Origin of the sequence: Dietzia sp. JS16-p6b, assembly GCF_003052165.1 — a bacterium.
Taxonomy (GTDB): Bacteria; Actinomycetota; Actinomycetes; order Mycobacteriales; family Mycobacteriaceae; genus Dietzia.
In genome coordinates this window covers 3,497,761-3,511,872 of record NZ_CP024869.1, presented here as the reverse complement: position 1 = coordinate 3,511,872, position 14,112 = coordinate 3,497,761, and the positions used below count along the sequence as shown (strand labels likewise).

At 69.5% G+C, this 14,112-nt stretch carries 8 protein-coding genes and 1 pseudogene; 5 read left to right on the top strand and 4 right to left on the bottom strand.

Annotated features, from left to right (window positions below):
- Nucleotides 1-20 precede the first annotated feature (20 nt).
- From CT688_RS16245 to surE, 3 genes are all read left to right on the top strand, one after another.
- On the top strand, nt 21-419 hold the full coding sequence (locus tag CT688_RS16245; RefSeq protein ID WP_107757741.1) for an SHOCT domain-containing protein: 399 nt from the start codon (nt 21-23) through the stop codon (nt 417-419).
- A 138-nt stretch (nt 420-557) separates the two neighbouring features.
- Complete coding sequence (locus tag CT688_RS16240) at nt 558-1,553, top strand: 1-phosphofructokinase family hexose kinase (RefSeq protein ID WP_107757740.1); 996 nt, start codon at nt 558-560, stop codon at nt 1,551-1,553.
- Between the two features lie 15 nt (nt 1,554-1,568).
- Nucleotides 1,569-2,360, top strand: coding sequence for a 5'/3'-nucleotidase SurE (gene surE / locus CT688_RS16235; protein WP_228549041.1), 792 nt, complete (start codon nt 1,569-1,571; stop codon nt 2,358-2,360).
- Nucleotides 2,361-2,381: 21 nt separating this feature from the next.
- Here surE and CT688_RS16230 read toward each other — a convergent pair whose 3' ends face one another.
- Nucleotides 2,382-3,425: an NAD(P)-dependent alcohol dehydrogenase gene (locus CT688_RS16230; protein WP_107757738.1), complete on the bottom strand. Its 1,044-nt coding sequence runs from the start codon at nt 3,423-3,425 to the stop codon at nt 2,382-2,384.
- Nucleotides 3,426-3,628: 203 nt separating this feature from the next.
- Here CT688_RS16230 and CT688_RS16225 point away from each other — a divergent pair, with 203 nt between their 5' ends.
- Together CT688_RS16225 and mgtA are read left to right on the top strand one after the other, a co-directional pair.
- Nucleotides 3,629-6,223: a cation-transporting P-type ATPase gene (locus CT688_RS16225; protein WP_107757737.1), complete on the top strand. Its 2,595-nt coding sequence runs from the start codon at nt 3,629-3,631 to the stop codon at nt 6,221-6,223.
- Nucleotides 6,224-6,324: 101 nt separating this feature from the next.
- Nucleotides 6,325-8,904: pseudogene (mgtA, locus tag CT688_RS16220) on the top strand (magnesium-translocating P-type ATPase); the annotation flags it as partial.
- A gap of 136 nt (nt 8,905-9,040) precedes the next feature.
- On the opposite strand, the gene CT688_RS16215 reads toward mgtA, so the two are convergent.
- The 3 genes from CT688_RS16215 to bsh all read right to left on the bottom strand — a co-directional run bounded on the left by CT688_RS16215 (nt 9,041) and on the right by bsh (nt 14,059).
- On the bottom strand, nt 9,041-11,605 hold the full coding sequence (locus tag CT688_RS16215; protein ID WP_231750404.1) for a phosphatidylglycerol lysyltransferase domain-containing protein: 2,565 nt from the start codon (nt 11,603-11,605) through the stop codon (nt 9,041-9,043).
- Nucleotides 11,602-12,957: an alpha/beta hydrolase family protein gene (locus tag CT688_RS16210; RefSeq protein ID WP_107757735.1), complete on the bottom strand. Its 1,356-nt coding sequence runs from the start codon at nt 12,955-12,957 to the stop codon at nt 11,602-11,604. The genes CT688_RS16215 and CT688_RS16210 overlap by 4 nt, the downstream gene beginning before the upstream one ends.
- 124 nt (nt 12,958-13,081) lie before the next feature.
- Complete coding sequence (gene bsh, locus CT688_RS16205) at nt 13,082-14,059, bottom strand: choloylglycine hydrolase (protein WP_107757734.1); 978 nt, start codon at nt 14,057-14,059, stop codon at nt 13,082-13,084.
- Nucleotides 14,060-14,112 lie beyond the last annotated feature (53 nt).

Below are 14,112 nucleotides of genomic sequence, written 5' to 3'. Positions count from 1 at the left end.
CACTATCCGAGGGAGTCACGATGTTCGACGACTACGGTTTCTGGAGCGTGCTCTGGTCAGTCTTCTGGATCTTCGCGCTGGTCGCCTATCTGTTCGCATTGTTCTCGGTGATCGCAGACCTTTTCAGCGATCACCAGCTCAGCGGCTGGTGGAAGGCGGTCTGGGTGTTCTGCCTCGTGTTCGTGCCGTTCCTGACGGTCCTGGTGTATCTCATCGCCCGGGGCCCCGGTATGCAGGAACGTGCAGAACTGAGGCTGAATCGCGACCAGCGCAATTTCGACGACTACATTCGGAAGATCTCGCATTCGACAAGCCCTGCCGACGAGATCACCAAGGCCCGCGCTCTTCTCGATCAGGGGACCATTTCTCCACAGGAGTACGAGGCGCTCAAGGCCAGGGCATTAGGCCAACCCGGGTGATGACGCCGGCATTCGACGATCCGGAGACTCACGCGGGTGAACAGACGTCCGCTCCGCGAGGGCCGCGACGTCGATGGCGCTGCCGGTCTTCGGATGTGAGGTGACGTTGTGGACCCAGACGAAGCGGGACCTCGCGGCGTGAGCGGCCGGGTGGGGCACGTCGTGATCTTCGCGCCGTCACCCGTACTGACGATCACGGTGGAAGACCACGACGGTGACGTGGCGATTCACCTGCACCCGGGTGGGCAGGGCGTGTGGCAGGCCCGGATGGTGCGCGCTCTGGGCACGGAGGTGACCCTGTGCGCGGGGTTCGCCGGAGAGACCGGGACAGTGCTGCAGCATCTCATCCGGGACGAAGGTTTTCGTCTGGTCGCGGTGGAACGGAAGGAAGGCTACGGCGCCGCATACATCCACGACCGTCGGCAGGGCAGTCGGCGGGTCGTCGCCGACACCAAGGGTGATTCGTTGTCGCGCCACGACCTCGACAGGTTGTACGGCCTGACACTCCGTGAAGCCATCGGCTCGGATGTGGTGCTTCTCAGCGGTCCCGCCGGCGGGGGCGTCGTACCTGCCGACGTCTACCGACGGCTCGCGGCGGACCTGCGCACCTGCCGGTGCAGAGTGATGGTCGACCTCATCGGGGAGCGGCTCGATTCCGCCCTCCAGGGTGGGGTGGACGTCGTCAAGGTCAGCCACGAGGAGTTGCTGGCGGATGGCAGGATCTCCTCGGTCGACGTGCGGGAGATCGTCTCGGCGATGCACGCGATCCGCAGTGCGGGCGCGGAGACGGTGATCGTGACCCGCGCCGAGAAGGGTTTGCTCCTCCTCGACGACGAGGGAGTCCGCGAGGTCGTCGCGCCGGCCATGCAGGTCGAGGACTCGACGGGCGCTGGCGACAGCTTCACCGCCGCGACCGCAGCGGTTCTTGCCCGGGGTTCGGGGATCGAGGAGGCGGTGTCACTGGGGGCGGCGGCCGGAGCGTTGAACGTCACGCGACACGGTCTGGGCACCGGCGAGTTGTCCACCATCAGGAGATTCAGCGAATTCGTGCAGATCAGTCCCTATGACTGGCAACGGCCTCCGGAGGTGCGGATCACGCCCGCCCAGCTTTCCGACTTCATCCGAAGGGGGTGACGGACCCTGCTCGCGTTGGTCACCAATGACGACGGTCTGGACTCTCCGGGCCTGTTGGCATTGGCCGGAGCGGCACGCGCAAGCGGGCTGGATGTGGTGGTGGCGGCGCCGGTGGAAGAAGCCAGCGGCAGCAGTGCGTCCATCACCGCCACCGAGGCTTCCGCCGTCACCGCCGCAGGTGGGCAGGGCAGCATCCGCGTGGAGCGTCGCACGCTTCCGGGAATGGAGGTGCCGGCGTTCGCCGTGTACGCCGCGCCGGCGCTGATCGTGTTGCTCGCAGCGCATCGTGCGTTCAGTGACGGGCCGCCGGATCTCGTCCTGTCCGGCATCAACCGCGGTGCCAACGTGGGCAGGGCGATTCTGCACTCCGGCACCGTGGGGGCCGCACTGACCGGTGGCCTCAACGGCGCCCGCGGCCTGGCGGTGTCGTTGGCGACCGATCACACGGACGCCGCAGCGCACTGGTCGAGCGCAGCGGCAGTGACCTCGCGGGTCCTCCCGGCGCTCTTGGCGAGCTCCAGCGGCACGGTGCTGAATGTCAATGTCCCCAACACCCCGCGCGCTGACGGGCTCACGATCACCAGCGCCCCGTTGGCGCCTTTCGGCATCGTCCACACCACCATGGTCGAGGCCGGCAGTAACCACGTCCATCTCATCCTGGCCGACACGCCGGAGGAGCACGAGGCCCACACCGACGCGGCGCTGCTCGGTGCGGGAGTGGCCACCGTGACCAGCATCACGGGCATCGGGGAGCGCGGATCCAACCTGGACACAGTGGTCAACCCCGAGAACGCCGACGCGGGGTGATCCTGGCCGGTGCGGTTCTCGCTATCCGCCATGGGGGGCGATCACCGCGCGTCCGCTGACCCGGCCGTCGACGAGCTTCTGGTACACCTCCAGGGCCTGGTCCAGGGGATACACGTGGACCTCCGGGTTGATCTTGCCGGCCCGGTACAGGTCCACCACCTCGTGGAGGTCCTCGAGGGTGCCCCAGTAGGTGGAGGAGAAGTTGACCTCGTAGGGCAGGCGGAAGACGTTCCAGGGGAAGTCGGCGCCGGCCAGGCCGACCACCGTGACCGAGCCCTGCTGGGCCACCACCGAGGCGGCGAGTTCCAGAGTGGGGGAGGAGCCCACGATGTCGAACACCGCGGTGACGCCGCGGCCGCCGGTGAGCTCGCGGAGGGTCTCGGCGGCGCCCTCGCTCGGGATGCCGATCGCCCCGTCGGCCTCCGCGGCGGCGACGGCCTCCGGCTTGGTGTCGGTGGCGTACACCGTGGCCCCGGTCATGGCCCGGATGATCTGCACCGCCACCAGACCCAGGCCGCCCAGGCCGATGCAGAGTGCGGTCGCGCCCGGGGTGGTCAGGTCCGGCAGCACCCGCTTGATGGCGTGGTACGGGGTGAGGCCGGCGTCCGCCAGGGGAGCGGCGGCGACGGGGTCGGCATCGCCCAGCGGGATGAGGTTGCGCGCGTTGGTGGTCATGTACTCGGCCATGCCGCCGTCCCGGCCGAGCCCGGTGGCCAGGTACCCCACCGACGGCACGTCCTGGCAGTAGGTGTCCTGCCCCCGCGAACACGGCTTGCACCGACCGCACCCGATCGGCCCGTAGACCAGGAACGCCTCGCCCGTGTTCAGGCCGGTGACGCCGGGGCCGAGCTCCTCGATCCATCCGGAGACCTCGTGGCCCAGGGTGAACGGCGGGGTGAGGAAGCCGGTGGGGTCGCCGGGGAACTCATGGAACAGGCCCACATCGGAATGGCAGGCGCCCGAACCGGCCACCTTGAGCAGGACCTCGCCCGGGCCGGGGGTGGGTCTGTCGACGTCCTTGAATTGGGGGAAGGTCTTGAAGCCCGCGAACACGACTGCCTTCATGGCGGCGCTCCTCGCTGTGTCGCCGGAGGGCGCACCGGACGAGTGACGCCCACGTAGGCGATTCTACCGCCACCGTCCGGGGTCCGACAGACCTCAGAGGCGGTATTCTGCTCCCCCCTAGGGGGCTAGCCGATTCGGCGCGCAAGCTCGTACCATCTGGTCCGTTCCACGTTCCACCGGCGTGTTCTCCGGAGGTGGGTCTCATGCCAGTCGCCTCGTCGTCCGACAGCCCGGCCCCGTCGGAGGCCGGGCTGTCTTCCGGCGAGGCCGCGGACCGGCTTCGTGCCGACGGTCGGAACGCGCTTCCCACGTCGCGGCCTCGCTCGCCCCTGTTGGCGCTGGCCGCGCAGATGGTGAACTTCTTCGCTCTCATGCTCTGGGTCGCGGCCGCCCTGGCGTGGGTGGCGGACATGCCGGCTCTGTCCCTGGCGATAGGGGTCGTGGTGGTGGTCAACGGTCTCTTCGCGTTCGCGCAGCAGTACCGAGCCGATCGCGCCGCCGCTGCACTCGAGGACCTACTCCCGCCGCAGGTGCGGGTGGTGCGGGACGGGAAGGTGGTCCGGATCTCGGCCGAGCAGTTGGTGGTGGGAGACGCTGTTCAGCTCGAGGCGGGAGACCGGATCAGTGCCGATCTCCGGCTCGACACCGCGGTGGGTCTCGCCGTGGACGAGTCGCTGCTGACCGGAGAGAGCGCGGTCGTCCACCCGGATGCCGGGGACACCGCCTACGCGGGAACCTTCGTCGTCGAAGGGGCCGGTTCGGCGACGGTCACCGCCACCGGTACGCGAACCCGACTGGCTTCTGTCGCGGTGATGACGCACTCGGCAGCCCGGCCGACGAGCCCGCTGACCCGGCAGTTGCACCGCGTGGTCAGGATGGTGTCCCTGATCGCCGCCGGCACAGGGGTCGCCTCCTTCGTCGTCCTGGTCGCCCTCGGAACCGAGGCGTCCGAGGGCTTCCTGTTCGCGATCGGTGTCACGGTCGCGCTCGTTCCCGAGGGATTGTTACCCACGGTCACCCTTTCCCTGGCGCGCAGCGCCCAGGTGATGGCTCGGGACCGGGCACTGGTCAAGAGGCTCGAGGCGGTCGAGACCCTGGGGACGACGACCTACATCTGCAGCGACAAGACCGGCACGCTGACCCAGAACCGGATGAGCGTGAGACGGGTGTGGACTCCCGCCGGCACCGTCACCGTGTCCGGAGAGGGCTACGCGCCCGAGGGAGAGGCGACGGGGGGAGCCTGCGCGATCCGAGCGGCCGCGCTCGCGACGGCATCGGCGGCGGCATGCGTCTCGGGTCGCCCGGAGCTCGTCGACGGCCGGTGGACCGCCCGGGGTGACCCGATGGAGGTGGCCCTGGTGGTGGCCCAGGCGCGTCTTGGTGGGCAGCGCGAGCCCGTACGGCCAGAGCGTCGTCGGATACCGTTCGATCCGCGGGCCCGATGCTCGGGGGCGGTCGACGATGACTGGATCCACCTGCTCGGCGCGGCCGAATCGGTCCTGCCGCGGTGCTCGGGGTCCACCGTGGCGGCCGCACAGGAGGTGACGGCTGCGGGCGGCGAAGGTTTGCGGGTGGTGGCGGTCGCCCGAGCCGTTCGTCCGGAGACCGGGGAGGGGGAGCCTCTCCCCTGGGAATGCGACGGCATGGAGCTGCTCGGGCTGCTCTGCCTCGAGGACCCTCCCCGTGAGGGTGTGGCCGACGCGCTGGGTCAATGCCGCCGGGCCGGGGTCGCCGTGGCGATGCTCACCGGTGACCATCCCGACACCGCCGCTGCGATCGCCCGGCAGATCGGCCTGCTCGGCGCCGGGCCGGATGCCTCCGCACGGGTGATCGCGGGTTCCGATCTTCCCGTTGATGACGACGAGCTCGGAGAGCTGCTCGACACCGACGGGACGGTGGTCGCGCGGATCACCCCGGAGGACAAGCTGCGCGTCGCCAGGGCGTTGCAGAAGCGCGGCCACGTCGTGGCGATGACCGGTGACGGGGTCAACGACGGGCCTGCGTTACGGCAGGCCGATATCGGCGTGGCGATGGGAGCGGGCGGCACCGACGTCGCACGCGAGGCCGCCGATGTCGTGCTGCTCGACGACCACTTCGCCACTATCGTCCGCGCGGTGGAACTGGGCAGAGCGACGTGGTCCAACGTGAGGCGGTTCCTCACGTACCACCTCACCGACAACGTCGCCGAGCTCACACCTTTCGTCGTATGGGCACTCAGTGGCGGCACGGTGCCCCTCGCTCTCGGCGTGTTGCAGATCCTCGCAGTGGACATCGGCACCGATCTGCTGCCCGCGCTCGCCCTGGGAGCGGAACCGGCCAGGCGCCAGGTGATGAAAGGGCCGCTGCGCACCGATTCGTTGCTGGACGGGCGAATCCTGCGACGGGTGTTCGGTGTGCTCGGTCCCACGGAGGCGCTGGTCGTCATGTCCGCATTTCTCGCGGTTCTCCTGATGGCCGGGTGGTCCCCGGGCGCCGCCGTCGACCCGGGCACACTGGCGGCGGCGTCAGGAGCAGCCTTCGCCGCCCTGGTACTGGGCCAGTTCGCCAACGCACTGGCGTGCCGTTCCGAATCCACGTGGTTCGGCGCGATCCCTCTCATGTCCAACACGCTCCTGCTGTGGGCTCAGGTATCGATGCTCGCCGCCCTCGCCGTCTTCCTGTTCGTGCCGCCGGTCCACCAGGTGTTGGGAGGAACGAATCCACCTCTCATCGGTTGGGTGGTGGCCGCGATCGCCATCCCTGCGGTGCTCACGGCTGACAGTCTCCACAAGTGGCGGCGTCGCCACGGGCGCGCCTGACACCGACCGGCGAGACCCCGGCACCGGGGGGCGCGCGGGTCGCCGGGGGAACCGGGGGGCGAGCTACACCCGTACTCGGTAGTCGACCGTTCCGGCGCTAGATGAAGGCGCACTGCGGTGCCACTATTGGACTCGTGGCCCGACACAGCGAGGGCGGGTCGGGGACCGAGCCGCCGACAGGTCAGTTGACTCTGGAGCAGGCGTCCGTCATGCCCGCGCCGGATGTGCTGACCGCGCTCGGGGTGCCCGGCTCCGGTCTGGACGAGGAGCGGGCCGCCGACCGATTGGCGGTCGACGGCCCCAACGTCCTTCCCGGAAGTCGGGCGACCTGGTGGAGAGTGCTCCTGCGGCAGTTCGCCAACCCCGTGTTGCTCCTTCTGCTCATCGCCGCGAGTCTGTCTTTCGCCACCGGGGATCAGGTCAACGCGCTGATCATCGGTGCCATCATGGCGGCCAGTACCGGGCTGGGGTTCGTCAACGAGTACCGCGCCGAGCGCACCGCCCAGGACCTGCATCGCCAGGTCAGTCACAGCGTGGTGGTGATCCGCGGTGGGCGGGATCGATCCGTCGACGTCAAGATGCTCGTGGTCGGTGATCTGGTGCGGATCGGCCTGGGTTCGATCGTGCCGGCCGACGTGCGGGTGCTGGAGTGCAACGAGCTGGAAGCCGATGAGTCGGTGTTGACCGGCGAGGCTCTGCCGGTGTCCAAGTCCCCGGAGCCCGTGGAACCGGGCGCCGGTCTCGGGGAACTGAGATCGTGTCTGCTGATGGGCACGGTGGTCCGGCACGGGGACGCCGTCGCCGCGGTGGTCGCCACCGGTGAGGACGCCCAGTTCGGACGGATCGCGCAGGGATTGGGGGACCGGGCGCCGCGCACGGGTTTCGAGACGGGGCTGACGCGGTTCTCGATGATGCTGTTGTGGATCGGTCTGGCGCTGATGGTGGGGATCCTGGTGATCAACCTGCTGCTCCGGCGCCCGTTCCTCGACGCCCTGCTGTTCTCACTGGCGATCGCGGTGGGCATCACCCCGCAGTTGTTGCCGGCGGTGGTGAGCACCTCGCTGGCGGCGGGATCGCGACTGCTGGCGAAAGAGAAGGTGCTGGTCAAGCGATTGACGAGCATTGAGGACCTGGGCAACATGGACGTGCTGGTCACGGATAAGACAGGCACGCTCACCGAAGGACGGATCACCTTTCTCGAGTCCGTACCCGCCGGGCAGGACCAGACGGCCACGACGCGCCTGGGCGTGTTGTGCTGCGAGGCCGATCCTGCGGCCGGGGGTGCCGGGGCGGGGCAGAACGCCCTGGACGCCGCACTCTGGCGAGCAGCCGGGCCGGGGTCCGGACACCCGGCCGAGGTGACCGGAACACGGAGGGTGGATCTCCGCCCCTTCGACCATGAATCGCTGACCTCCTCGGTGCTCGTGGACTTCGTGGACGGTCAGCGGTGGGAGATTCTCAAGGGAGCTCCCGAGGTGGTGGTGTCCAGGTGCTCTCCGGACGAGGACGAGGGGCGCGCCACGATGGGTGGGCTCTTCGAACAGGGCCTCCGAGTCGTCGCTGTGGCGGTGCGGCGGGCGGACGACGAGACCGAGCTCGCCTCGTCTCCGCCGTCCGGATTCCACCTGGCCGGGTTCCTGTGTTTTGTCGATCGGCCCAAACCCGACGCCGTCGACGCGCTTCGTGCCCTGGCCCACCTCGGGATCGGGGTGAAGGTCACCACCGGCGACAACGAGGTCGTCGCGGTCAAGGTGTGTCGGGACCTCGGGCTCACCGACGACGCCGGGGCCGTCCCGGTGCTGACCGGGCGCCAGGTCGAGGCGCTCGATGATCAGGCCCTGGGGGCCGCACTCGCCACGACGATCGTCTTCGCCCGGGTCTCCCCGACGCACAAGGCCCGGATCATCCGTCTGCTCCGCGCCCGGCACGCTGTCGGGTACCTCGGCGACGGGGTCAACGATGCCCTGGCCCTGCACGAGGCCGATGTCGGGATCTCGGTGGACACCGGCACCGACGTGGCCAAGGACTCGGCCGATGTGATCATGCTCGAGAAGGATCTAGGCACTCTGGCCCGTGGGGTCGTGAGCGGTCGGCGGATCTTCGCCAACACCATCAAGTACGTCCTCATGGGGACCTCGTCCAACTTCGGGAACATGTTCTCCGCCGCCGCGGCCAGCGCCTTTCTGACCTTCCTTCCGATGTTGCCCCAGCAGATCCTCCTCAACAACGTCCTCTACGACACCTCACAGCTGGCCATTCCCACCGACAGGGTCGACGAGGAGCAGTTGCGCAAGCCCTCCCACTGGGACCTGGGACAGATCCGACGGTTCATGCTCGTCTTCGGTCCGGCCTCCTCCCTCTTCGACTTCGCGACCTTCGCTCTGCTGCTGGGTGTCCTCCATGCCGGCCCGGACGAGTTCCGCACGGGTTGGTTCGTGGAGTCGCTGGCGACCCAGACCCTGATCGTCTTCGCCATCCGAACCCGGAGAGTCCCGTTCCTGCGCAGTCGTCCCTCGTGGCTGTTGACGGGGTCGGTCCTGGCGGTCGTGGCCGTCGGCGTGGCGCTGCCGTTCACCCCGCTCGGCCCGCTGCTGGGGTTCGTCGGACTACCGGCACTGTTCTACGTGGCCCTAGCGGCGATGGCGCTGATCTACCTGGTACTGATCGAAACCGTCAAGCACGTCTTCTTCCGGGCCGAGAGCGAGCGTGCTGCCGCCCTGCCGCATCGCCGTCGGACTCATCCGCACCCCTCGACCGGCATCCACAGAAGAGCCGTCGGCCTCGTCGCCCATCAGGGTGCCCCTGCTCGGGTCTCCTTCAGCGGCGGGCCCGCCTCAGCGTGGCCACGAGGCGGGCTCCCTGGCCGAGTCCCACCTTCGGGAGGTAGGCCCGTCCCACCGCGACGCCGATCGCCGGGAGGGTCGCCGCATCCGGGTAGCACAGATGTAGAGGGCGGTACTCCGGGTGGAACTTGGCCTTGAAGGCGAGGAGTGAGCGGAACCCGTAGACGGGCTCGAGTGTCTCTCCCACGCGGTCCAGGGCGGCCGAGAGCGCGGTGGCGTCCTGCTTCGCGGTCGGTGCGCCGTCTCCGGGTTCACGCCGGCCGTGACCCAGCGGTGCCCCGGACAGGCTGAGGAACTCCAGGCCCTCCTCCTTGGCGGTGAGCGCGGCAGAGGCGATGAGGAACTCGGTCGTCGGCCGGAAGCCGCCGGTCCGGCGGCGCATGAAGTCCAAGGTGAGTCCCACGGCAACGCCCTCTCGGTAGACGGGCAGCCACGACGTCACCCCGTGGACCACGTCGTCCCCGTCGACGGCCAGCAGCAGGCGCACCTCGGGATCGCGGAGCTCGTCGATCCCGCCGAGGGTGAAACCCATCTCGGGCAGGCCCTTGTCGGCCACCCATTCCTCGGAGATCGCCACGATCTGCTGGGTCAGCGTCAAGGGGGCCTCAGCGAAGGTCGTCCACGTGGCCGTCACCTGTTCCTTTCGCGCCCGGTTCAGGGCGGTGCGGACGTCCTGGAACCGCTTGCCGGTGAACGCCAGGTCGGGCAGAGGGATCACTGTCTCCTCGGCCACCTGGACCGAGGACCATCCCGCCGCCCGCAGCGCCGCCGCCAGCTCGTCGTCGACGGAGTAGAAACAGGGAGCCAGGCCCTGGAGGGCACAGTGTTCGGCGAACTCCAACGCCGCGGGTCCGGCCTGGTCCGGTGGCCCGACCGGGCCTCCGGTGGTCAGTGCGACCCGGCCCACCACCCGGAAGGCCACCACGGACGGGCGGCCCGGCGGGTGCTGGCTGGTGAACCAGTACTCATTTCCGTCCCAGGTCGTCATCCACGACAGCGAGGACCCGCCCGGAGTGTGCAGCAGCTCCCGCAGGCGCTCGTGCGCCGCCGGGTCCTCGTCTCTCCGGCGCGCCCGCAGCAGGCGCCACAGGATCACGATGACCCCGGCCCAGACGGCGACCCCGATCCACTCGAACAGCGCCGTCGCCGCGTCGGAGACGGGGAGCAGGGTCGGTCCGAACAGGCCCAGGTACGCGGGAGGGATGAGGCGGGCCGGATAGTCGCCGGCGAGCTCGGCGATCGACGGATCGGACAGGCCCGAGGCCGCGACGCCCTCGGTAACCACCGCGCCGAGACCGACGAACGCGACGAACCCGCCGAGCACCACCGCCGCGATCGACAGGGTCGCCCGTCTGACCGCACGGCGGCTCGCCCGCATGCGGAAGAACCGGCCGGTGAACGTCAGGGTGAGCAGAACCGCGGCCAGGACGACCAACGGGGAGACCACCCAGACCGTGAGCGCGTGTGGAGCGGCCCCGAAGATCAGTTGGCGTCGTCCGTGCCCGCCCTCGATCGGGCCGGTGACGAGCAGAGCGACCGAGGCGGCGAGCTGGGTACCGTACGCGGCCAGCGCCCACCAGCGCGCGGCGCGCCTGCCGCGTCGAAGCCCGTCGGCCAGGACGAGGATGAGCACGGACGGCATGAGGGTGAGGGCGAGGGGGCCGACCCCGGTCAGGCGGAGAAGCTGTCTGGCGTTCCAGCAGTCGATCCCGCCCGGCGCGGCGTCGCACAGCTCCGCGACCTGCGCCGGGGTGTACGGCACCTCGCGGACGAGTTGGCTCAGTGGCGCCAGGGGCCCGACCGCGCCTGAGGAGAGGGAGACGACGAGGGGTCCCAGGACGGTGGCCGCCACCACCAGGGCCACGAGGGTGCGTGTCTCCCGGACCGATCCGCCGAGCAGCGGGGTGTGGTGGCGGCCCCTCGCCTGCAGGGCGCCGACGGCGAGTCCGGCCAGTGCCCCGGACAACCGGACCGCATCCTGGGGATGCCCGGCGAACAGCAGGAGCGTGACGAGAGCGGCCAGGACCACCGCGCGGATCCGGCGTCGCCACAGTGTCGGCATCCGGCCCGTCGCGGCCAGCAGGACCCCGAGGATCCACGGCAGCGGGTCGACCCACGAGTGCGGGTGGGCCGTCGTCGACCCCCCGTCCCCGTGGGACAGGACGCCGACCAGCAGGTCGCGACCGACACCGCCGAGAACGCCCGCGACTTGAGAGATGAGGGCCACGGCCAGCAGGCGGGCCCCGCCCAGGAGTCGCTCGGCGACCGGCCCCGCCACCAGCAGTAGCGCCGTGGAGGCGAGGAGACCGCCGAGGCCGGAGACGAACAGCCCGGACGTGATGAGGGTCCAGAGGTGGCCGTGTCCGAGCGACGCGGACCCCGCCGCGACCCGGTCGAGCCACTCGGGGCCCGGGCCGAAGGTCGCCGTGCCGGTCACCGCGGCCACCACCCACATCACGGCGAGCAGTGTGATGGTGACCGGAGAGGTCGACCATGCCCGGGCCGCGTACCGGCGCGCGGTGGAGACCGTCGTTCTCATCGGATGAGCCCCGTTCTCCGGGCGAGCCAGGGTAGTTCGCGCTCGAGCCCTGCGGACCACACGGCGTAGCTGTGACCGCCGGGCAGTTCGGTGAGGTGGGCATCGATACCGGCGGCCACCGCCGCTGAGTAGAGTTCCCGGGCCGCCGGGCCGTACTCGGTGTCGGTGGAACCGTAGACGAACGCTCCGGCCATCCCGGGGAAGCGCCGTGTCGCCATCAGGTCGGCGGGGTTGTTCCGGCGGAACGCCGCCTCGTCTCCGCCGAAGAACTGCTCGACGGTGTCGGCTCGGGTTCCTATGGTCGGCTCCGGCTGCCCCGACATGTCGAGGAAGGTCGGGAAGACGTCCGGGTCGGACAGGGCCGTCTGGAGTGCGCAGGTTCCGCCGAAGGACAGCCCACCGATCGCCATCGACATCGGACCGGAAGCGACCTGCAGGTTCTCGTGGATCCACCTCGGGACGTCGACGGTCAGGTAGGTCCGGGAGTTGCCCCGGGGCGAATCCACGCACAGTGTGTTGCTCAGCGATTCCCCGAGGGGATCGGCCACCACCACGACAGGGGCCAGCCCGGCATGCTGCGATGCGAACGCGTCCGCGATCACCGGCAACCTCCCGGAGACCACCCAGTCCTCGGGGGTGCCGGGCTGGCCGGCGAGCAGGACGAGGACCGGAAGGAGGGGGCGAGGCTGCGCGAAGTACGCCGGCGGCAGATAGATCTGCGCGGGCCGCGCCGCGAATCCCGACGTGGTCCCGGGGATCGGCGCTTCGGTGATCGCCCCGCTCGTCGGCATGTTCTCGGGGGGCGTCCACACGTCCTCCACGGCGGTCCCGGGCGGGAGGTCGTCGCCGACGGCCGTCGGATCGGACCCGAGGACGTCGGCGAGGGGGACGGTCCGGTGGTCCGGAATCCCGATCAGGGTGCCGAGGGTGGGGAACTCGGCGTACATGCGGTTGACGTGGCCGCCGGCGCCGAGGAGCACGGCCACCGTGGTGAGCAGCACCCCGGCCACCCGCCATGGGCGTCGGCGGGTCCTCCCGCCGACCAGACAGGACACGGCGAGCATCACCGCCAGCAGGGCCACGGCGATCCAGACGTACACCGTTCGAGGGATGGCGTCCGGGATGGGTTTGAACACCCCCTCTACCAGGAACCCGCCGGTCGCGGTCGCCAGTGCGGCGGCGATCGCGCACGAGGGCAGGGTTCGCCTCCACCACCGGCGTCGGTCCCGGGTGCCGCTCCTGACGCCCGTGGAGCCGGCGACCGCCAGCCCCGCGAAGCCGACCACCACGAGTACCCACAGGGTCGCCGACGCCGGCGTGTCCAGAAGAGACACACCGAGTAGCTGCTGCATCGCCGCCCACCTCCACCGCGGACCCCGTCAGGCCGCGCGTCACACCCGTGTCGTCGTCACCTGCGTGACACCGCGGGTCGGAGCCTAGAAGGGTTCGCTGAGAAGACGCGGAGACGGCGAGCGCTCAGTTCTGCATGGCGATCTGCTGGCCCGTCACCAGGGGATAGTCAACAATGGCGTCGGAGTCGAGATCCGCTGCGTGCATGTCGACGCCGGTGATCTGACTGTTCTCGTAGGTGGTGTAGTAGTAGACGCCGGTGTCGGCGTTGCAGCAGGACGAGTAGATGGTGATCTCGTATGAGTCGTCGCCGCCGACCTGCACGCATCCGCGCTGCTGAGCGACAGATCCGAGGATGTGGAAGAACTGGCTGAGGGATTCCGACTCGGACGTCCCGGAGACCGAGTTCATCTTGGTGAAGACGGCCTTGGCGAACCGCGAGGACGAGGACAGGTCGCCGGGCAGACCGATGGCCCCCATCCCCCGGCTGTAGGTGTCGAACTCGAGCCGCTCGGAGAAGCGGTTCTCGGGCGGGGTCGTCGACAGATGCATGTAGTCGTTCAGCCCGAAGCTCTGGATGTCGAAGGTCGGGTTGTTGGTCAGCACGCCGTACGGATTGTCGTAGACGCGCAGACCGGAGGCCACGCTCTCCACGGTGAGGGACCTGTGACGATCCGAGATGATCCAGTGCAACGGTGACTGGGGGAACTCGGAGCTGAACGGGATGTCCACGAGGTTCACATCCGACAGCGCGGTCTCGACCTGATCGACCGTGTCGAACTGGCCCAGAACCCAGGGGATGAACTCGAACGGCGCGACGTTCGCCTTGCCCGGGGCCTCGGGTTTGTAGTCCGCGTTCCCGGGGAAGTTGAGCCCCGCCATGCTCAGACCCCGGTCGTTGGTCCCGTCGTAGTACAGGGGGAACCCGTCAGCGGTGGTGGCCATCCCGATGATGGCGTGGTGGGTGGGTAGCGGGGGGAGCCGCCGGAACTCGAACGGGAAGTTCCGGGGCGTGATGGTGACCTTCTCGTGGTAGGAGTACTCGAGGTCGAGGTTCCTGCCGAAGTAGTGGTCCCTCGTGGTGTGGCTGAGACCGGTGCACATGGCGTGCCTCCCTTGTCGGGGCGCTCCTCGGGAAAGAGGAGGTGTCTCATCCG